This window comes from Micromonospora sp. NPDC048905, from assembly GCF_040649655.1.
Classification (GTDB): Bacteria; Actinomycetota; Actinomycetes; order Mycobacteriales; family Micromonosporaceae; genus Micromonospora.
Genome location: NZ_JBEZFV010000006.1, coordinates 244442 through 262980 on the forward strand (window position 1 = coordinate 244442; position 18539 = coordinate 262980).

Genomic DNA, 18539 nt, shown 5'->3' on the forward strand with positions numbered 1-18539 from the left:
CGTACCGCCGCCGCAAACCGCCGTCACGTGGGCAGATCGGCCGCGTTGATCAGGCCGGTGACGCGCAGCTCAGCCGCGACCTCCGGTGGGCAGTCGACCGCCACCACGGCGGTGCCCAGCACCTCGGCGCCGCGTGCGGCACAGATGTCGTACAGGGCGTGGAGTTGAGCGCCGGTACGCACCCAGTCGTCGACCACCAGGACCCGGTCGCCGGGGCCGAGGTGTCGGTCCCGTACGGCCAGGTCGACTCGCCGGCCCCGGTAGTCCGGCGGGCTCTGCGCCCAGGTGAGCGGCCCGGCCGGCAACCGCCCGTCGGCGGGCTTGTGGGCGGCCACGAAGCCGACCCCGAGGGCGGTGGCGGCCAACGGCCCGAGCAGCAACCCGGTGACCGCTGGGGCGAGCACCACCGTCGGCCGGGCGGACCGGTACGGCGCGACCAGGGCCGGTCCCAGTTCCGCCAGCACCGTCGGGTCCCGCCACCAGCCGGAGATGTCGCTGACCAGGTGGCTGGTGCCCGGCCCGGGGTCGATCCACTGGAACAGGGCGGCCAGGCGTGCGGTCAGGTCGGCGGGCATCCGCTCATCCTGCGACACCCGGGGCCGGCCCGTCGGCACCCGGGCCGGCCGGCCCACCCGGGGTCGGATGATCGGCTACACGTACCTGTGCAAATACGGGCATACCACCATGATCACGTTGACGTCGGAAGTGCTTCTCTCGTTACGGTCCGACCCGGTTTGTTCAGACGACGAAAGGACCGGGCCGGTGGCAGCCAAGCACTCCCGTACCCGCATCTTCTCCTCCCCGGCGGGCATCGTGGCCACCGCGGCGGTCGGCGTCGCCCTCGCGGTCGGGGGCACGGTCGGTGCCGTTCAGCTGACCTCCGGCTCCGCTCAGTCGGGGCAAACGGCCCTCGACTTCACCCCGACCACCGCGGCGAGCAGCCTCACCCCCAGTTCCCCGGCCACCTCCCCGACCGCCAGCCCTTCGCCGAGCGTGTCCGCCAGCCCGTCGGCCATCCGGTCGCAGCAGGCGGCCTCCCGGGGCAAGGCCCGTACCGCGCCGCCGAAGCCCAAGCCGACCGCGAAGAAGACCACCCCGGCGCCGAAGGTGGTGGAGAGCGGCTCGTGTGGCGCGTCGTTCTACTCCGACGGGCAGTTGACGGCCAACGGTGAGTCGTTCAACCCGAGCGCGCTGACCGCCGCGCACAAGACGCTGCCGTTCAACACCAAGGTCCGGGTGACCAACCCGGCCAACGGCAAGTCGGTCGTGGTGCGGATCAACGACCGCGGCCCGTTCATCGACGGCCGCTGCCTCGACCTCTCCCGGGCGGCGTTCGCCACCATCGCCTCGGTCGACGTGGGCGCGCTCACCGTCCGCTACGAGGTCCTCGGCTGACCGGGTCGGGTCGCGCCGATTCGGCCGGTCGACTGGGCCGGCCGGACAGAACCTTCTCGGACGACGGGTCAGGTTCATTCACCGGTTCACGTGGATCAGGCAAACTGTCAGTCGTACCCACGCGACTCCTCCAGTCGGGCCGTCGCCCGCTGAGCCCCGGATCCCGCGCCGGCCTCGGCGCGGCCCTTGTCCTGCTCGCGATCGTGTCGGCGGTGGAGGCGGCGGACGGCCGTTTCGCCCACTACGTCGCGCTGTTGTCGGCCGTACCGTTGCTGGCCGCCGCCGTGGCGTCGTGGCCGGTGGTGCTGGGTGTGGGTGTCGTGGCGACCCTGACCGGGGCCGGCTTCGCCCTGACCGAGCCGAAGATGTCAATGATCACTCCGGTCAGCGTGGTCGCGGTCGCGGTCGTCACCGGACTGGCGGTGACGGTGGCGTCGGTCCGGCAGCGGCAGGCGGAGCAGATCGTCGAGCTGACCAAGCTCGCCTCGGTGGCCCAGCAGGCGGTGCTGCGTCCACTCGGGCCGCAGGTCGGGACGCTCTCGGTCGCGGGACGCTACATCTCCTCCACCGCGACTGCCGAGATCGGTGGTGACCTGTACGAGGCGATCGACACGCCCTACGGCGTCCGCATGATCATCGGTGACGTGCGCGGCAAGGGCCTGGACGCGGTTCGGCTGGCGAGCATCGTTCTCGGCTCCTACCGGCATGTGGCCTACGAGCGTGCCGACCTGCGCGCCGTCGTCGCCGACCTGGACCGCGCGGTGGCCCGCAACGTCGGCGACGAGGACTTCGTGACCGCGGCGCTCGTCGAGGAGCGCGGCGGCACGCTCACCATCGTCAACTGCGGGCATCCGGCACCGCTGCTGCTGCGCCGGGGTGCGGTGATCCCGCTGGAACCGCCGGCGCCGGCACCCCCGCTCGGGTTCATGCCGGTGGTCCGCCCCCGGGTCGAGCGCCTGGAGCCGGGAGACCGGCTGCTGCTGTTCACCGACGGCCTCGGCGAGGCGCGGCGGGATGGTGAGTTCTTCCCCACCGCCGACCGCGCCTGGCGGCTGCTCGGTCACGGCACGGTCGCCGACGGGCTGGCCTCCCTGGAGACCGCCCTGGCCGAGTGGGTGCACGGCCACCTCGACGACGACATCGCCCTGGTCCTGATGGAGTACGTCGGTGCCCGTGCCGGCGCGGCGGCGGCCGTCCCGAGTTGGGAGGTCGGTGCCGCCGAGAGCTGACCGGGCTGGGTTACGGAGTTGTGTGTAATCGCTGTCACTTGGGTGATCCGCTTGTCGCTGCCTACCCGCGAGTAATACAGTCAGGGTTACTGATCGGTAACACCTGTCCGGAAGCGGGGCCAGTGAGCATGACCCACTACAAGAGCAACCTGCGGGACCTTGAGTTCAACCTGTTCGAGGTCTTCGGTGCCGACCGGTCGTTCGGCCAGGAGCCGTACTCGGATCTCGACACCGACACCGCCCGCAGCTTCCTCGCCGAGCTCGACCGCCTCGCGCGCGAGGACCTGGCCGCCAGCTACACCGACAGTGACCGCAACCCGCCGGTGTTCGACCCGGCCACGCACACCGCGCCGCTGCCGGCGTCGTTCAAGAAGTCCTACCAGGCGTTCATGGACTCCGAGTTCTGGCGGCTCGACCTCCCGCCGGCTCTGGGCGGGACGAACGCGCCGCGCGCCCTCTGGTGGGCGATGGCCGAGCTGGTGCTCGGCTCGAACGCCCCGATCTGGATGTACGCCTCCGGCCCGTCCTTCGCGCACGTGCTGCACGTCGAGGGCACCGAGCGGCAGAAGAAGTGGGCCAAGCTCTTCATCGACAAGCAGTGGGGCTCGACGATGGTCCTCACCGAGCCGGACGCCGGCTCGGACGTGGGCGCCGGCCGCGCCCGCGCGACCCAGCAGCCCGACGGCTCCTGGCACATCGAGGGCGTGAAGCGCTTCATCACCTCGGGCGAGCACGACCTGAGCGACAACATCGTGCACTACGTGCTGGCCCGTCCGGTCGGCGTGGAGGGCGTCGGTGGCCCCGGCACCAAGGGCCTGTCGCTCTTCGTGGTGCCGAAGTTCCACTTCGACGAGACCACCGGCGAGCTGGGTGAGCGCAACGGCGTCTACACCACGAACGTCGAGCACAAGATGGGCCTGAAGGTCTCCAACACCTGCGAGCTGACCTTCGGCGAGCACGGCGTACCGGCCCAGGGCTGGCTGCTGGGCGACAAGCACGACGGCATCCGGCAGATGTTCATGATCATCGAGTACGCCCGGATGTTGGTCGGCACCAAGGCCATCGCGACCCTCTCCACCGGCTACCTCAACGCCCTGGAGTACGCGAAGAGCCGGGTGCAGGGCGCCGACCTGATCCAGCAGGTGGACAAGACCGCCCCGCGGGTCACCATCACCCACCACCCGGACGTCCGCCGCTCGCTGCTGCTGCAGAAGTCGTACGCCGAGGGTCTTCGTGCCCTTGTCCTCTACACCGCCACCTGGCAGGACAAGGTCGCCATCGCCGAGGCCGCCGGCGACGAGAAGGCCACCAAGCTGGCCAAGCGGGTCAACGACCTGCTGTTGCCGCTGGTCAAGGGCGTCGGTTCGGAGCGGGCGTACGAGATGCTCGGGCACGAGGCACTACAGACCTTCGGTGGCTCCGGGTTCCTCCAGGACTACCCGCTGGAGCAGTACGTCCGCGACGCCAAGATCGACACCCTGTACGAGGGCACCACCGCCATCCAGAGCCTGGACCTGATCTTCCGCAAGATCGTCCGGGACAACGGCAAGGCGCTGATGGCGGTCGCCGGCGAGATCCAGGAGTTCATCTCCTCCGAGGCGGGCAACGGCCAGCTCAAGGAGGAACGGCAGGCGCTCGGCAAGGCGCTCGTCGAGGTGCAGACCATCCTCGGTGTGCTGACCGGCTGGCTGGGCGAGGCGCAGGGTGGCGACACCCGCGCGCTCTACAAGGTCGGGCTGAGCAGCCGGCGCTTCCTGCTCGCGATCGGCGACCTGGTGGTCGGCTGGCTGCTCCAGCGGCAGGCCGAGGTGGCGCTGAAGGCGCTGGCCGGCGAGGTCACCGTCAGTGACAAGGCGTTCTACACCGGTAAGGTGGCCGCCGCCCGTTTCTTCGCCCGCGAGGTGCTGCCCCGCATCGGCGCCGACCGACGGATCATCGAGAGCACCGACCTCGACATCATGGACCTCCCGGAGGAGGCCTTCTGACCGTGCCACGGCACGGCTGACCTTCCGGGTCGCACCACCCGGGACCGGACACACCGACGGCCGGTGGGGCGCTGCCCCGCCGGCCGTCGCCGCGTATTGGGCGGGGCCGGTCGGGTATGCCGCTGGCGTGGCGGGTAACCGTCGCGTGACCTCGAAAGGGAACGCCCAGAGCCACCGCACGGGGGAGTGCAGCGCACATGGGTGTAGGAAGCGGCATTTTTCTCATCGCGATCGGCGCGATCCTGACCTTCGCACTGAGGGCCAACGTCTGGTGGATCGACGTACGGGCGGTCGGCTGGGTGTTCATCCTGGCCGGGCTGGCCGTACTGCTGACCACGGTCTGGTTCTGGCAGGACCGACGCAAGCGGGCCCGGACCCTCATCGTGGAGGAGAACCGGCTCTCCCATCCGACGGCGATGATGCCGCCACCGCCAGACCCACCGCCACCAACCGCGCCGCCGTCCTGACGCCGGGACGTGCCCCTGAGCCACCCGTCGCTTATCGACGGGTGGCTCAGCCGCGTGCGATGTGCCGTGCCGTGATCGGAGCTCCCGCCCGCCCCAACTCCGTCCAGGCGAACCGGCCACGGTGCACCGACAGTTCGGCGGTCCGTAACCCCTCGTCGGACGCACCCTCCGGGTCGAGAAGGGCCGCGAGCAGGGAGATGCCCGGGTTGTGGGCAATCAGCAGTGCCGTGCCGGCCGCCGCGTCAACCGTACGGACCAGCGCCAACAACTCCTCCGGATGGGCGTCGTACGCACCGGGCTCGTAACGCACCGTCGGCCGGGGACCGGTCGGGCCGCCCTCCGGCGGTGTGCCGGTCATCCCCATCGCCACGCCGTGCCAGGTCTGCCGGGTACGTCTCGCCGTCGAGCAGATCACCACGTCGGGCAGCAACCCGTGGTGCGCCAACCAGGCGCCAGCCGCTGCCGCGTCCGCGGTCCCGCGGGCACTGAGCGGGCGCTGGGCATCATCGGCCGCGTCACTCCCCTGCTCGGCCTTCGCGTGCCGGAGCAACACAAGTGTCCGCGTCTCGGAGTCGGCGTCCGTCATGCCCCCAGCTTGCCCGATTGGCGATCTCCGTGCCTGGGTAAGTCGATGGATGCCGCACCCCTACCGACGGCCGCGGCGCGTCGTACGCCAGGTTAGAGCCGAGGAGCGAGACATGGGCATTGGTGGCAGCATCTTCTTGATCGCGCTGGGCGCGATCCTCGCATTCGCCGTGGAAGCCGATCTGGGCTGGCTGGACCTGTCCGTGGTCGGCTGGGTGCTGATGTTGGCCGGTGTCGCCGGCCTGATCACCACTCTCTACTTCTGGAACAGCCGCCGTCGCACCGTGGTCGCCGCGCCGGTCCGCGAAGAGCGCGTGGTGGCTGACCGGGTCGTGCCGGTCCAGGACAACCAGGTCGTGCAGGAGTACCGCGAGGTGCGTCGGCCGGGCCGGCCAGTCTGATCCTCGCTCGCGAACTCCGGGGTCCCGCAGCGTCGCGGGACCCCGGCTCGCGTTTCCAGCACGATCATGGCGGCTGCCACCCGTGGCGTTTCGGCCGCGCCGTCTGGGTCAGGCGAACAGCGCGAAGTAGATCGCGATGTGGTGGCAGAGTGCCGCCAGCAGCGTGCAGGCGTGAAAGAACTCGTGGTGACCGAAGACGGTCGGCCACGGGTTGGGCCGGCGCAGCGCGTAGAAGACCGCCCCGACGCTGTAGATCGCGCCGCCGACGATCAGCAGCACCAGTGCCGCGACGCCGCCGCCGTGCAGGATGTCCGGCAACATGGCCACGGCCACCCAGCCCAGCGCCAGGTAGAGCGGCGCGGACACCCAGCGTGGCGCGTGCGGCCACACCACCTTGACTGCCACACCGGCCAGCGCGCCGCCCCAGACCAGGGCCAGCATCACCGTGGCCGGCCGGGGCGTGAGCAGCATCGTGCAGAGGGGTGTGTACGTGCCGGCGATGAACACGAAGATCATCGAATGGTCCATCCGGCGCATGACCTGGTAGCCGCGCTCCGACCACACCCGACGGTGGTAGAGCGCGCTGGTGCCGAAGAGCCCGCACACCGTGACGCTGTAGATCAGGCAGCTGACCAGGGGTGCCCACCCCGGCCGGGTCGCGGCGATCGAGCACAGCACGACGCCGCAGATCAGGGCCACGAAGAAGGCGTACGTGTGCAGCCAGCCGCGCATCCGGGGCTTACCGATGTCGACCGGCTTCAGGCGAAGCGGGGCGGAGGTACTCACGCAGTCAGGTTACGGCACCGTAGGTTACTTGCAAGTAGTGGTGTTGGTGACGCCCGGCACGGTCCTCGTGAACTCCGTACCGGCACGACATCGGCGAAGATGAGCGGATGCGGATCCGACAGGTCGGGGCGCACGCCCTGCTACTCGACTGCACCGCCCCCGCCGACACGTCCGAAGCCGCGCTCGTGGAAGCGTGGCGCGCCGAGCTGTGGCGGCGTCGGGAGCGGGGTGACCTGACCGCCGTGGAGATCGTGCCAGCGGCCAGCACGATCCTGCTCGACGGGCTGCCCGACCCGACCGCCGCGGCCGAGCAGCTGACCCGGTGGGCATCCGGCGTCGCCGCCGCGACCGCCGGCCCCGACCACGCCGATGGCGAAGCCGAAGACCACGACGCCCCTGCGGACGACCGAGCCGACGACGCGGCGGACGTGGTCGTACCGGTCACCTTCGACGGGCCGGACCTGCCGGTGGTGGCCGAGCACTGGGGCGGGGACGTGCCCGCCGTGCTGCGCCGGCTGACCGGCACCCGGTTCCGGGTCGCGTTCTGCGGCTTCGCCCCCGGGTTCCCCTACCTGACCGGGCTGCCCGCCGAGCTGGCGTTGCCCCGGCTGGCCACCCCCCGCCCCCGGGTGCCGCCCGGGTCGGTCGCCCTGGCGGGCCCGTACGCCGGCATCTACCCCAGCGCGTCCCCCGGAGGTTGGCTACTGGTCGGCCGGACCGAGCTGGTCCTCTTCGACGTGGACGCCGACTCGCCGGCCCGACTCGGACCGGGTGCCCGGGTGCGGATGGTGGCGGCATGACCCGTCCGGCCGCCGTCGAGGTCCTACGCGCCGGCGCGCTCACCACCGTGCAGGACCTGGGCCGGCCCGGTTGGGCGCACCTGGGCGTACCCCGCTCCGGCGCCCTCGACCCGGCTGCTCTGCGGCTGGCCAATCGGCTGGTCGGCAACCCGGAGCACGCCGCCGGCCTGGAGGTCACCCTGTCCGGCTGCACGCTGCGGCTGACCCGGGCCACCACGGTGGCGGTCACCGGGGCCGAGGTGACGGTCCGGGCGGGCGATCGGCCCGGTGACACCGGACGACCGCTCACCGTGCCGGCCGGGACGGTGCTGCGGATCGGCCCGGCCCGTCGGGGCGTACGGAGTTGGTTGGCGGTGGCGGGTGGCATCGACGTGTCGCCGGTGCTCGGCAGTCGGGCCACCGACACCCTGTCCGGGCTCGGCCCGGCTCCCTTGCGCGACGGCGACCGGCTGCCCCTCGGCGAGCCGCATGGCCCACCTGCGCCGGTGGACCTGACCGTCTGCTCCGCGGCGGAGTCGGAGCTGCACCTGATGGTGGGTCCCGGTCCTCGGGAGGACTGGTTCACGCCTACCGCGTTCGACCGGCTGTTCGGCACCCCGTACACCGTCAGTCCGGTGAGCAACCGGGTCGGCGCCCGGCTTGCCGGCGCCACCCTGCCCCGCGCGGTGGCCGGCGAACTGCCAAGCGAGGGCATCGTGCTCGGCGCGGTGCAGGTGCCCGCGAACGGACAGCCGCTGATCTTCCTCGCCGACCATCCGACCACCGGTGGATACCCCGTCATCGGGGTGGTCACCGACGTGACCCCGCTCGCGCAGGCCCGGCCAGGTACTACCGTCAGATTTCATGGACCTCAACGCTGACCTGGGCGAGGGATTCGGCATCTGGCGTCTCGGCGACGACGAGGCGCTGCTGAGCCTCGTCACCTCCGCCAACGTCGCCTGCGGCTTCCACGGTGGCGACCCGTCCACCATGCGGCGGGTCTGCGAGGGCGCCGCGCGACGCGGGGTCGCGGTGGGCGCGCAGGTCGGCTACCGGGACCTGGCCGGCTTCGGTCGACGGCACATCGCGTACGACTTCGCCGAGCTGCGCGACGAGGTGACCTACCAGGTGGGGGCGCTGGACGCGTTCTGCCGGCTGTTCGGCACCCGGGTCCGCTACCTCAAACCGCACGGCGCGCTCTACCACGCGGCCAGCACCAACGAGTCCCAGGCGGCGGCGGTGGTCGCGGCGGTCACCGGCTACGACCCTGAGCTGCCCATCCTCTGCCTACCCGGCTCGATGCTCGCCCAACTCGCCGTCGGCGCGGGCCTGCCGGTCGTCGCGGAGGCCTTCGCCGACCGTGCCTACCTGCCCAACGGGGCGCTGGTGCCGCGCGGCACACCCGGCGCGGTCATCACCGACCCGGAGCAGGTGGCCGAACGCGCGGCGCGGATGGCCACCGAACGGATCGTGGTGGCGGTGGACGGCACCGTCATTCCCTGCTCGGTCGATTCGATCTGCGTGCACGGCGACACCCCGGGAGCGGTCTCCGCCGCCGAACTGGTCCGGGCCAGCCTGATCGACGCCGACATCACCCTGGCGCCCTTCGCGTGAGATCGGAGGGGTCCGGGCGGACCCCTCCGATCACCTCAGGCGTCCAGGCCGCGCAGCACCAGCGGCAGGCGGGTCACGGCGCCGTCGACGACCCGCACCGGTACGCCCCAGTCCTGCCGGGTCAGGTGACACGCCGCGTGTTCGACGTCCGCGTCGCAGGTCGCCGCCTGGGCGGTCACCTGGAGCACCCCGGCGGTGACGTCGCCGTTGAGCACCAGCCGACGGGTCAGCTCGGTGCCCGTGCCGGCACCATCCACCAGCAGCTCCGGCGGTGACGCGGAGACCACCAACCGGGTCGACGGCCCGAACGTCTCGTCCAGCTTCTGCCCCGGCGCCGGGGTGAAGACGATGTCCAGGGTGACCTCACCGGCCGCGACGTCGGTCGGCTTGCGCTCGGTGCGGTGCCGGGGACCGTCGACCGTGCTGGCACCCGCCGCCGACAGGGCACCCGGGGCGAGCCGGGTCAGCCGGTGCGCGGCGGACTCCACCACCAGCACCTCGCCGGCCGGGCTGAGCACCAGGTCGCTCGGCTCCGCCAACCCGTCCGCGACGGTGGAGACCTGGTTGGTGGCCGGGTCGAAGCGACGAACCGCGCCGTTGTACGTGTCCGCGATCAGCACCGAGCCGTCCGGCAACGCGCACACGCCCAGCGGGTGTTGCAGCAGCGCCGACTCCGCCGGACCGTCCACGTGCCCGAAGTCGAACAGGCCCTGCCCGACGGCGGTGCCCAGCACGCCGTTCTCCACGTACCGGAGGGCGCTGGTCTCGCTGTCGGCGATCCAGAGCCGGGCGCCGTCGGTGGAGACGGACAGCCCCGACGGCTGCGCCATCCACGCCTCGGCCAACGGGCCGTCCCGCAGCGCCTCGACCGTGGTGCCGGCGTACATGCCCGCGGTCCGCTTGATCGGGTCGAACCACCAGAGCTGGTGGATGCCGGCCATCGCGATGATCAGTTTGTCGTCGTACCAGGCCAGATCCCACGGGGAGGAGAGATCCACCGCGAGCGCGTCGTGGGCGTGGTCGTCGACCTCGGCACGCCACTGCCGGCCGCTGCCGGCCACGGTGACCACCTCGCCGGACTCCAGCCGTACGCCCCGCAGCAGGTGGTTGACCGTGTCGGCCACCACCAGGTCGTAGCCGGCGACCTCGGCGACATGGGTGGGCAGCAGGCACACCCCCTGCGGCTCGGAGAACGTCGCCGCGGCACCCGGCCCGTCGGCCCGGCCCCGCTCGCCCGAGCCGATCCGGCGCACCGGCGTCTCGCCGTCCGGGGCCACCTCGACCAGGGAGTGCCGGGCCGAGTCCGAGACCAGCAGGTTGCCGTTCGGCAGCAGTACCGCCTTACCCGGGAAGCGCAGCGCCGTCTCCGGGGCCGGCGGCGGAACGTACGGCCCGTCACCCCGGTGCAGGGTGCCCTTGGCCTCGTGGGTGGCGACCAGCTCGTCGATCAACCGGGCCAACCCCTCGGCGTGACCCTCGCCCGCCATGGTGGCCACCACGTAACCCTCGGGGTCGATCACCGACAGGGTCGGCCAGGCGCGGGCCGCGTACTGCTGCCACATGTCCATGTCCGGATCGTCGAGAACGGGGTGGTGCACCCCGTACCGCTCGACGGCCGCGACGAGCGCGTCGGCGTCCTTCTCGTGCTCGAACTTCGGCGAGTGCACACCGATCACGACGAGCACGTCGCCGTACTTCTCCTCCAGCGGGCGCAGCTCATCCAGCACGTGGAGGCAGTTGATGCAGCAGAACGTCCAAAAGTCCGCGATCACGATCTTGCCGCGAAGGTCCTGCAAGGTCAGGTTCCGTCCGCCCGTGTTGAGCCACTGGCGGCCCCGCAGCTCGGGCGCACGTACACGCGCTGTCGTTCCCATGCCTGTCAGCCTGCCACGCCCCGGTCCCGACCGCCGTGACCCGGACGACAGACCGCGTCGTCGTCGCGAGGGTACGACGACGGCGGGGTCACGGTTGCCCGTGACCCCGCCGACGGTGGAGTTACTTCGCGGCCGGCTTGAGGCAGAGCACCCGGTTGGCACCGCTACCCGGCAGCACCACGTGCGGCTGCGTCGTGTCGGTGCACTTCTCCTTCGCATCCACCTTGGAGACGACGCTGAAGGAGCCCGCCTCGCCGCAGGTCGCCGCCGAGGCGCCACCCTGACCGGACTGCTTCACGCAGCTGCCGACCGCCGGGTCGAAGGCCGGTGGATCGTCCTCGCCGACCTTCCCGAGGAGCAGCAGCAGGCCGAGCGGCACCGCCAGGATGAGCACCGCGGCGATCAGTACGGCGGACAGCACCCGACCGTTGCGTACCTTCGGCGTCGGCAGCTCCGCCTTGGGCTCCTCGGCGTCCGGCTTGAACGCGTCGAACCGACCGTGATCCGACTTACCGGGCTCCTGGCCCCAGGACGGCACGGGCTGCTGCGGTGGCGGGAAGGCCGGCGGGAAGCTGTTGCCCGGCCCCGAGTCGATGGCCGGCCCGCCGAAGCCCTGGCCGCCGGAGTCCGGTCCGCCGAAGTTCGGCGCGCCGTAGGTCGAGGCGCCGCCGACCGCGGCAGTGCCGGCGGCTGGCGAACCGGGGCCGCCGAACTGGTCGGCCGGGCGCTCGGCACCGCCGTGCGGCCGCGTGCCGTTCACCGGCCGGTTGTTGCCGGGCGCGTCGACGAACGACGGCACGCCGGGCGGGAACGCCGGCGGCGGTGCCTGGGCCTCGCCGAACGCGTTCAGGGCGGGCTGCCGGTCGTCGAAGCGCGGCTCAGCGGCGGATTCGCCGCCCCAGCCGGGGCCGACCTGGCGCTGCGGTTCGTTCGGCCACTCGGGTGTGGCCTGGCGCTGCGGTTCGTTCGGCCACTCGGGTGTGGCCGGGCGGGACGGTTCGTTCGCCCATTCGGGTGTGGCCGGGCGGGACGGTTCGTTCGCCCATTCGGGTGTGGCCGGGCGGGACGGTTCGTTCGCCCACTCCGGTGCGGCCGGGCGGGACGGTTCGTTCGCCCACTCCGGTGCGGCCTGGTGCGGGGAGTCGTTCTGCCACTCCGGGGCGGCCTGGCGCTCGGCACCCGGGTCGGCCTGGAACGCCTCCGGCTCCGGCTCGTTCTCCGGCTCGGGTCGGGCCGGCCGGCCGTACACGCGGGGTTGTGGTGTGGCCGTGCCGGTCGGACGGATGGCCTGGTCGGTCGGGGGCATCACCCGGCTGGCCAGCGGCACCGAAGCGCTCGCCGTGGCCCGGGCCGCCGCGCCGGCTGCCGACTCGGCGTCCGACACCGGCACCACCGCGCGGCCCGCTCCGGACTCCGGAGAGGTACGCGGTGCGGGCACCACGGCGCCACTCGCGGGAACGTCCTCAGCGCGGCCCCAACCGGCCTGGTCCGCCTCGTACTGCGCGGCGGCGTCCGGAATCTCCCGCTCGGCGTACGCGGGCTGCTCGGGGATCGGGGGGAACTGGGCGGCCTGGGGCGCGTAGTCGGCTGGCGGGGCAGCCGCCAGGCTGGCGCCCGGCACGCGCTGCTCCTGCGGAGGCAGCGGCACCGCGTTCGCCGGTGAGATGCCCGGCGCGGGGCCGGGCTGGTAGGCCGGAACCTCGTCGCCCCGGTCCGCCTCCCAACCGCCACGGGCCTGCGCGGAGGCTTCCGCTTCGGCGCGCCCCCACACCTCGCCGGGTGCCCAGGGCTCGACCTCCGACGGGCCGTCCTTGCCGGGCGCGCTGGCACGCGAGGGCAGTGCGCTCTGCTCCGGGGGCGTCCACCCGACCGGCTCCGGCCGCTCGGCGGGCTGCTCCTGTGGTGAGAGCACCCAGTCGGGCTGCTGCGGGCGGCTCTCGGCATCGCCCCAGGCGGCCGGCTGCGCGGGCTGGTCCTGCCGCGCGTCGCCGTCACCCCACCCGGCGGGCTGCGCCTGCTGCTGCTGCTGCGCGGCCCACCCACCGGAGTGGGCCCGGTCGTCCTGCCCGGGCCAGTTCGTCGCCGGTGCCGGCACCTGGGCTGCGCCACGGGCCGCGGTGGGCTGGGCGGCCTGACCCCACCCGGGGGCGGGCTCGGCCGGTTCGGCGGACTGACCCCAGGCCGGCGGCGACTGTTCGGCCGGCGTCCACGCGGGCTGGTCGTCGCGTCCCGCTGCGGTGGCGGGCCAGCCACCGTTGCCGGATGCCTCGTCCTGCTGGGCGCCGCCGGACCAGGTGGCGGCCTGCGGCGGCTCGGCCTGCGGGGCTTCGGCTCCGCGCCACTCAGCGGTGGGCGGGTTGGTCTGCGCCGCGCCAGCCCAGCCACCGGAGGTGGCCGGGTCTTCCTGGGCGGGCCAGGCGGTGGTGGCGGGCGGCACCTGTGCGGCGCCCCGCGCGGGCGGCTGGGCCTGCACCCAGTCGGGCTGCTCGGCGGCGTTTCCGGTCCAGGTGGGTGCGGGCGGGCTCTGCTCAGCCGGCGTCCAGCCCTGCTGTTGCGGTGCGGCCCAGGCCGGCTGCGCCGGGGCTGCTGCGCCCTCGCTGCCAGGCCAGGCGACCGGCTGCTGTTGCGGCGGCTCGCTCGCGCCACCGCCGGACGCCCACGCCGGCTGCGGCGGGTCGTTGGGCTGCGCCACGGGGGCGGCACCCCAGGCGGGCTGCGGCGGGTCGGTGGGCTGTGGAGCAGCGGCGGCACCCCAGGCGGGGGCCGGCGGTTGCTCGGGCTGAGTCGCCCATGCCGGCGTCGACGCGTCGGGCCGCGCCGGTGGCGGGGGTGCCCAGCCCAGGTCGGGGCCGGCGGCGTTGTGGCCGTTGTCCGGCTGCGCCGGGCGGTCGCCGTACGGCGCCGGTCCGCCGGCGCCCGGTGACACCTCGTCCGGCTCCTGGCCGGTGCGGTGCGGGCCCTCGGACGTCATGGGTGCGCCTCCTCCATCACATGTCGGCTCGCCGGTGCCGATCGGTCTCCTCGGCATGGCTGCCGGCGTCACCGGCGTACCGCTGTGCCGGCTCCCCGCACGGTATCGGGTGCGGGCACGGCACGTCCAAGGAGCCCGGTCGTCACTCCCCGTTGCCGGTCGGTGTCGAGCAGCTTCGGTTTGCTCGGCCTCAGCCGGGTCGGCGGGCGGCGACCGAAGCCCACCGTACCGGGCGCTGCGGCAGGGCGGAATCCCGGTGGCGGGTGGCCGGGAACGCCGATGGCCCACCCGGCGGGCCGGGTGGGCCATCGATCTGGAGGAGGTGCGGAATGTCGTGGAGCGTCAGCTCATGTGACGCTGGGCGATGACGAGGAGTTCCTCGCGAACTGCCGGCGTGTTCGCCGAGCGCAGCGCGTGCTCGATGGCACGGGCGCGGCGGGTGGCGTCGCGGTGGTTGCGGATTCGCTCGATCATGCTCATTGGTGGGTCCCCCTAGCTATTCGGTTGTCAGCCCCTGATGTGTCTATTCAACAGCAGAAGCCGGGGAACTTCCAACGATTATTAGGTGAGCTGAGACACCTGCCTAACAATCGAAGGTCAACAAGCCGTCCGACCAACGGTTACGTCGCCCAACGGACACGGCCGGTGTGCCGGGCGTTAACCCGTGGCACACCGGCCGTGGCTGGCGTCTCGAACGATCAGGTCCAGGCGAGCAGCGCCGCCTCCGGATCCGCGAGGAAGTCGCCGACGTCGCGGAGGAACTTCGAACCCAGCTCACCATCGATGATCCGGTGGTCGAAGCTCAGCCCCAGCGTGGTGACCTGACGCACCTTGACCTTGCCCTTGTGCACCCAGGGCATCTCCCGCACCGCGCCGAAGGCCAGGATCGCGGACTCACCCGGCGGCAGGATCGGCGTGCCGGTGTCCACCCCGAACACGCCGACGTTGGTGATGGTCAGGGTGCCGCCGGACATGGCCGCCGGCGAGGTACGCCCGGACTTCGCCGTCTGCACCAGGTCGGTCAGCGCGTCCGCCAACTCCCGCAACGAGAGCCGGCCGGCGTCCTTGACGTTCGGCACGATCAGACCGCGCTCGGTGGCCGCCGCGATGCCGAGGTTGACGTACTCCTTCACCACGATCTCGTCGCCGGCCCAGGTCGAGTTGACCATCGGGTGCCGGCGTACCGCCAGCAGCACCGCCTTCGCCACCAGCAGCAGCGGCGAGACGCGCACGTCGCGCCACTCCCGCCGACCCCGGAGCCGGTCCAGTGCCTTCATCGCCCGGGTCACGTCGACGGTCAGGAACTCCGTCACGTGCGGGGCGGTGAACGCCGAGCGGGACATGTTCTCGGCGGTCAACTTGCGGACCCCCTTGACCGGGATGCGCTGCTCCCGGTCCGCGCCGAAGCTGGGAGCCGTCGTCGCCGCGATCGGTTCCGCCACCACGACGGCGCCGCTCACCGCCCGCTGCACGTCCTCCCGGGTGATCGAGCCGAGCGGCCCCGACCCGGTCACCGTGCCGAGGTCGACCCCAAGATCCTTGGCAAGCTTCCGCACCGGCGGCTTCGCCAGCACGCCGCCGGCCGCCCTGCCGCTTGCCTCGCCGCGTCGATCATGGACTTGTGGTGCCGGAATCGTAGAGGTCGCGGATGGTTTGTCACCCACCACAACTCCATGATCGACCCCGGCGGGGGCGGTGGGTGCCGCCGCGGCCTGCGCCGGGACACCGCCCTTGCGCGGGCGGCGCTTCGCGGCGGTCGTACGCGGGCCGTAGCCCACCAGCACCGCCGTCCGCCCGCCCGGGGCGGCACCGCCGATCAGGCCCGGCTCGATCATGCCCTCGGCCGGTGCCACCTCCACCGCCGCCAGCGAAGCCGCCGACGGGGTGGGCAGGTCCGCGCTGGGCGTGGCCGTGGTCGACGGCGCGTCCAGCGGGCCGGCACCCGGGTCGGTGTCGATCGCGATGATCGGCGTACCGACCTCGACCGTGGTGCCCTCCGGGTGGTGGATCGCCTGCACCTGGCCGGCCCACTTCGCCGGGATCTCCACGGCCGCCTTGGCCGTCTCGACCTCGACGATCGGCTGGTTCAGCTCGATCGTGTCGCCGACCTTGACCAGCCAGGCCAGGATCTCGCCCTCGGTCAGCCCCTCGCCCAGGTCGGGCAGGTTGAACGTCTTGATCCGGGACATGTCGATCACCAGCCGAAGGTGCGGTCGACGGCGTCGAGCACCCGGTCGAGGTCGGGCAGGTATTCCTCTTCCACCCGGGAGGCCGGGTAGGGGGTGTCGAAGCCGGTCACCCGCAGCACGGGCGACTCCAGGGAGTAGAAGCACTCCTCGGTGATCCGGGCGGCCAACTCGGCGCCGAGGCCGATGTTCGACGGCGCCTCGTGCACCACGACCGCGCGGCCGGTGCGCTTCACCGACTCGTACGCCGCCGCCAGGTCCAGCGGGGAGAGCGAACGCAGGTCGATGACCTCCAACTCCCGGCCGTCCTCCGCGGCGGCGGTCGCCGCCTCCAGGCACGTCCGCACCATCGGCCCGTAGGCCAGCACGGTCACGTCGGTGCCGGGCCGCACCACGCGGGCCGAGTGCAGCGGGTACGCCTCGGACAACGGCGCGTCCAGGTCGACAGGCCCCTTCTCCCAGTAGCGCCGCTTGGGCTCCAGGAAGACGATCGGGTCATCCGAGGCGATGGCCTGCTGGATCATCACGTACGCGTCCTGCGGGTTGGAGCAGGTCACCACCTTCAGACCGGCCGTGTGCGCGAAGTACGCCTCGGGCGACTCGGAGTGGTGCTCGACGGCGCCGATGCCACCGCCGTACGGGATCCGGATCACCATCGGGATGCTGAGTCGGCCGCCGGAGCGGTAGTGCATCTTCGCCACCTGCGACACGATCTGGTCGTACGCGGGGTAGACGAAGCCGTCGAACTGGATCTCGCAGATCGGCCGGTAGCCGCGGATGGCGAGACCGACCGCCGTGCCGATGATGCCGGACTCGGCCAGCGGGGTGTCGATCACCCGCTGGTCGCCGAAGTCCTTCTGGAGCCCGTCGGTGATCCGGAAGACGCCGCCGAGCTTGCCGACGTCCTCGCCCATGATGATGACCTTGGGGTCGTTCTCCAGGGCGCGACGCAGACCGGTGTTGAGGGCCTTGCCGATGGTGAGCGTCTCCGTGGCCATCAGTGGGCGCTCCCCTCGAACGACTCCATGTAGCGGCTGAACTGCGCACGTTGCTCGTCGAGCAACGGAGAGCCGTTCGGGTAGACGTGGTCGAACATCGTCACCGGCTCGGGGTCGGGCATGTCGAGCACCCGCTCACGCAGGTGCACCGACTCGCGGCGGGCCTGCTCGTCGACCTCGGCGAAGAAGGCCGCGTCGGCGATCTGCTGCTTCTCCAGGAAGGCCTTGACCCGGGCGATCGGGTCCTTGGCCTGCCACGCCTCGACCTCACTGGCGATGCGGTAGCGGGTCGGGTCGTCGGAGGTGGTGTGCGCGCCCATCCGGTAGGTGTACGCCTCGATCAGGCTCGGGCCCTGCCCGTGCCGGGCGTTGTCCAGCGCCGTGCGGGTGACCGCGTACGAGGCCAGCACGTCGTTGCCGTCCACCCGTACGCCGGGGAAGCCGAAGCCGGCGGCCCGCTGGTAGAGCGGGACGCGGGTCTGCCGCTCCAGCGGCTCGGAGATCGCGTACTGGTTGTTCTGGCAGAAGAACACCAGCGGGGCGTTGAACACGCTGGCCCAGACGAACGCCTCGTTCACGTCGCCCTGGCTGGTGGCCCCGTCGCCGAAGTAGGCGATCGCCGCCTCGCCGTCGTCGGTGCCGACCTTGCCGTCCATGGTGATGCCCATGGCGTACCCGGTCGCGTGCAGGGTCTGCGCGCCGATGACGATCGTGTACATGTTGAACTTGAACTCGTTCGGGTCCCAGCCGCCCTGGTCGACACCGCGGAACAGGCCGAGCGGCATGATCGGGTCGATGCCCCGGCAGTAGAGGACGCCGTGCTCCCGGTAGGTCGGAAAGGCCATGTCCTGCGCCCGCAGCGCGCGCCCGGAGCCGACCTGCGCGGCCTCCTGGCCGAGCAGGCTGGCCCAGAGACCCAGCTCGCCCTGGCGCTGGAGAGCGGTCGCCTCGGCGTCCAGCTTGCGGACGAGCACCAGGTCGCGGTAGAGCCCGCGGTATTCCTCGTCGGTGAAGTCGACGCGGTACTCGGTGCCGTCCGGCCCGGTGGCGCTGTCGATCCGCTCGCCGTCGGGGGTGAGCAGCTGCACCAGCTCGGGGTCGCCGGCCGTGCCCTTCTTGGAGCGGGGTGCCGCCCGCCTGCCGCGGGTGGTGCCCCCGGGGTCGCCCTTTGCCATCGGTCTCTCCCTGTCGTGTCTGCGTCGGCACCGGGGGGTCACCCGGCCACGCAACTCGTGCGCCTGTCCGGCTCTTGCCGGACCGGTTCCTGGC

Annotated in this window: 17 protein-coding genes; 8 read left to right on the forward strand and 9 right to left on the reverse strand. The window is 72.3% G+C overall.

Going from position 1 to position 18539, the window contains the following annotated elements:
* Window positions 1–23: 23 nt before the first annotated feature.
* Window positions 24–575: a phosphoribosyltransferase family protein gene (locus AB0C01_RS18075; protein ID WP_357243312.1), complete on the reverse strand. Its 552-nt coding sequence runs from the start codon at window positions 573–575 to the stop codon at window positions 24–26.
* 187 nt (window positions 576–762) lie between these two features.
* Here AB0C01_RS18075 and AB0C01_RS18080 point away from each other — a divergent pair, with 187 nt between their 5' ends.
* The 4 genes from AB0C01_RS18080 to AB0C01_RS18095 all read left to right on the forward strand — a co-directional run bounded on the left by AB0C01_RS18080 (window position 763) and on the right by AB0C01_RS18095 (window position 5076).
* A complete protein-coding gene (locus AB0C01_RS18080; RefSeq protein ID WP_357571650.1) occupies window positions 763–1395 on the forward strand; it encodes a septal ring lytic transglycosylase RlpA family protein in 633 nt (210 codons plus the stop codon).
* A gap of 104 nt (window positions 1396–1499) precedes the next feature.
* Entirely contained in the window at window positions 1500–2624 is a 1125-nt protein-coding gene (locus AB0C01_RS18085) for a PP2C family protein-serine/threonine phosphatase (protein ID WP_357571748.1), read from the forward strand.
* Window positions 2625–2752: 128 nt separating this feature from the next.
* A complete protein-coding gene (locus tag AB0C01_RS18090) occupies window positions 2753–4609 on the forward strand; it encodes an acyl-CoA dehydrogenase (RefSeq protein WP_357571749.1) in 1857 nt (618 codons plus the stop codon).
* 197 nt (window positions 4610–4806) lie between these two features.
* Complete coding sequence (locus tag AB0C01_RS18095; protein WP_030487564.1) at window positions 4807–5076, forward strand: DUF6458 family protein; 270 nt, start codon at window positions 4807–4809, stop codon at window positions 5074–5076.
* A gap of 46 nt (window positions 5077–5122) precedes the next feature.
* On the opposite strand, the gene AB0C01_RS18100 is transcribed toward AB0C01_RS18095, so the two are convergent.
* Entirely contained in the window at window positions 5123–5662 is a 540-nt protein-coding gene (locus tag AB0C01_RS18100) for a histidine phosphatase family protein (protein WP_357243318.1), read from the reverse strand.
* A gap of 112 nt (window positions 5663–5774) precedes the next feature.
* On the opposite strand from AB0C01_RS18100, the gene AB0C01_RS18105 reads away from it, so the two are divergent.
* Window positions 5775–6062, forward strand: coding sequence for a DUF6458 family protein (locus tag AB0C01_RS18105; protein ID WP_357571651.1), 288 nt, complete (start codon window positions 5775–5777; stop codon window positions 6060–6062).
* Window positions 6063–6170: 108 nt separating this feature from the next.
* Here the strand turns inward: AB0C01_RS18105 and AB0C01_RS18110 are convergent, their stop codons facing one another.
* Window positions 6171–6848 carry a hemolysin III family protein gene (locus AB0C01_RS18110; RefSeq protein ID WP_357243326.1) on the reverse strand — a complete coding sequence of 226 codons (678 nt, stop codon included), beginning with the start codon at window positions 6846–6848 and terminating at the stop codon, window positions 6171–6173.
* 107 nt (window positions 6849–6955) lie between these two features.
* Here AB0C01_RS18110 and AB0C01_RS18115 point away from each other — a divergent pair, with 107 nt between their 5' ends.
* The 3 genes from AB0C01_RS18115 to AB0C01_RS18125 are packed head-to-tail and all read left to right on the forward strand — an operon-like array spanning window position 6956 to window position 9241.
* Complete coding sequence (locus tag AB0C01_RS18115; protein WP_357571652.1) at window positions 6956–7648, forward strand: carboxyltransferase domain-containing protein; 693 nt, start codon at window positions 6956–6958, stop codon at window positions 7646–7648.
* Window positions 7645–8508 (forward strand): biotin-dependent carboxyltransferase family protein, encoded by an 864-nt coding sequence (locus tag AB0C01_RS18120; RefSeq protein WP_357571653.1) that lies wholly within the window; start codon window positions 7645–7647, stop codon window positions 8506–8508. The genes AB0C01_RS18115 and AB0C01_RS18120 overlap by 4 nt, the downstream gene beginning before the upstream one ends.
* Window positions 8492–9241 carry a 5-oxoprolinase subunit PxpA gene (locus tag AB0C01_RS18125; protein ID WP_357571654.1) on the forward strand — a complete coding sequence of 250 codons (750 nt, stop codon included), beginning with the start codon at window positions 8492–8494 and terminating at the stop codon, window positions 9239–9241. Before AB0C01_RS18120 ends, AB0C01_RS18125 begins: the two co-directional genes overlap by 17 nt.
* Window positions 9242–9276: 35 nt before the next feature.
* Here the strand turns inward: AB0C01_RS18125 and AB0C01_RS18130 are convergent, their stop codons facing one another.
* From AB0C01_RS18130 to pdhA, 6 genes are all read right to left on the reverse strand, one after another.
* The gene (locus AB0C01_RS18130; RefSeq protein ID WP_357243339.1) at window positions 9277–11115 is read right to left on the reverse strand and encodes an NHL domain-containing thioredoxin family protein; all 1839 of its coding nucleotides are present in this window, start codon (window positions 11113–11115) and stop codon (window positions 9277–9279) included.
* Window positions 11116–11236: 121 nt separating this feature from the next.
* Entirely contained in the window at window positions 11237–14086 is a 2850-nt protein-coding gene (locus AB0C01_RS18135; protein ID WP_357571655.1) for a hypothetical protein, read from the reverse strand.
* 342 nt (window positions 14087–14428) lie between these two features.
* Window positions 14429–14566 carry a hypothetical protein gene (locus tag AB0C01_RS18140; protein WP_357243345.1) on the reverse strand — a complete coding sequence of 46 codons (138 nt, stop codon included), beginning with the start codon at window positions 14564–14566 and terminating at the stop codon, window positions 14429–14431.
* Window positions 14567–14784: 218 nt separating this feature from the next.
* A complete protein-coding gene (locus AB0C01_RS18145; protein ID WP_357571656.1) occupies window positions 14785–16284 on the reverse strand; it encodes a dihydrolipoamide acetyltransferase family protein in 1500 nt (499 codons plus the stop codon).
* A complete protein-coding gene (locus AB0C01_RS18150) occupies window positions 16281–17270 on the reverse strand; it encodes an alpha-ketoacid dehydrogenase subunit beta (RefSeq protein WP_357243351.1) in 990 nt (329 codons plus the stop codon). The genes AB0C01_RS18145 and AB0C01_RS18150 overlap by 4 nt, the downstream gene beginning before the upstream one ends.
* A complete protein-coding gene (pdhA, locus tag AB0C01_RS18155; protein WP_357243354.1) occupies window positions 17270–18445 on the reverse strand; it encodes a pyruvate dehydrogenase (acetyl-transferring) E1 component subunit alpha in 1176 nt (391 codons plus the stop codon). The genes AB0C01_RS18150 and pdhA overlap by 1 nt, the downstream gene beginning before the upstream one ends.
* Window positions 18446–18539: the final 94 nt, after the last annotated feature.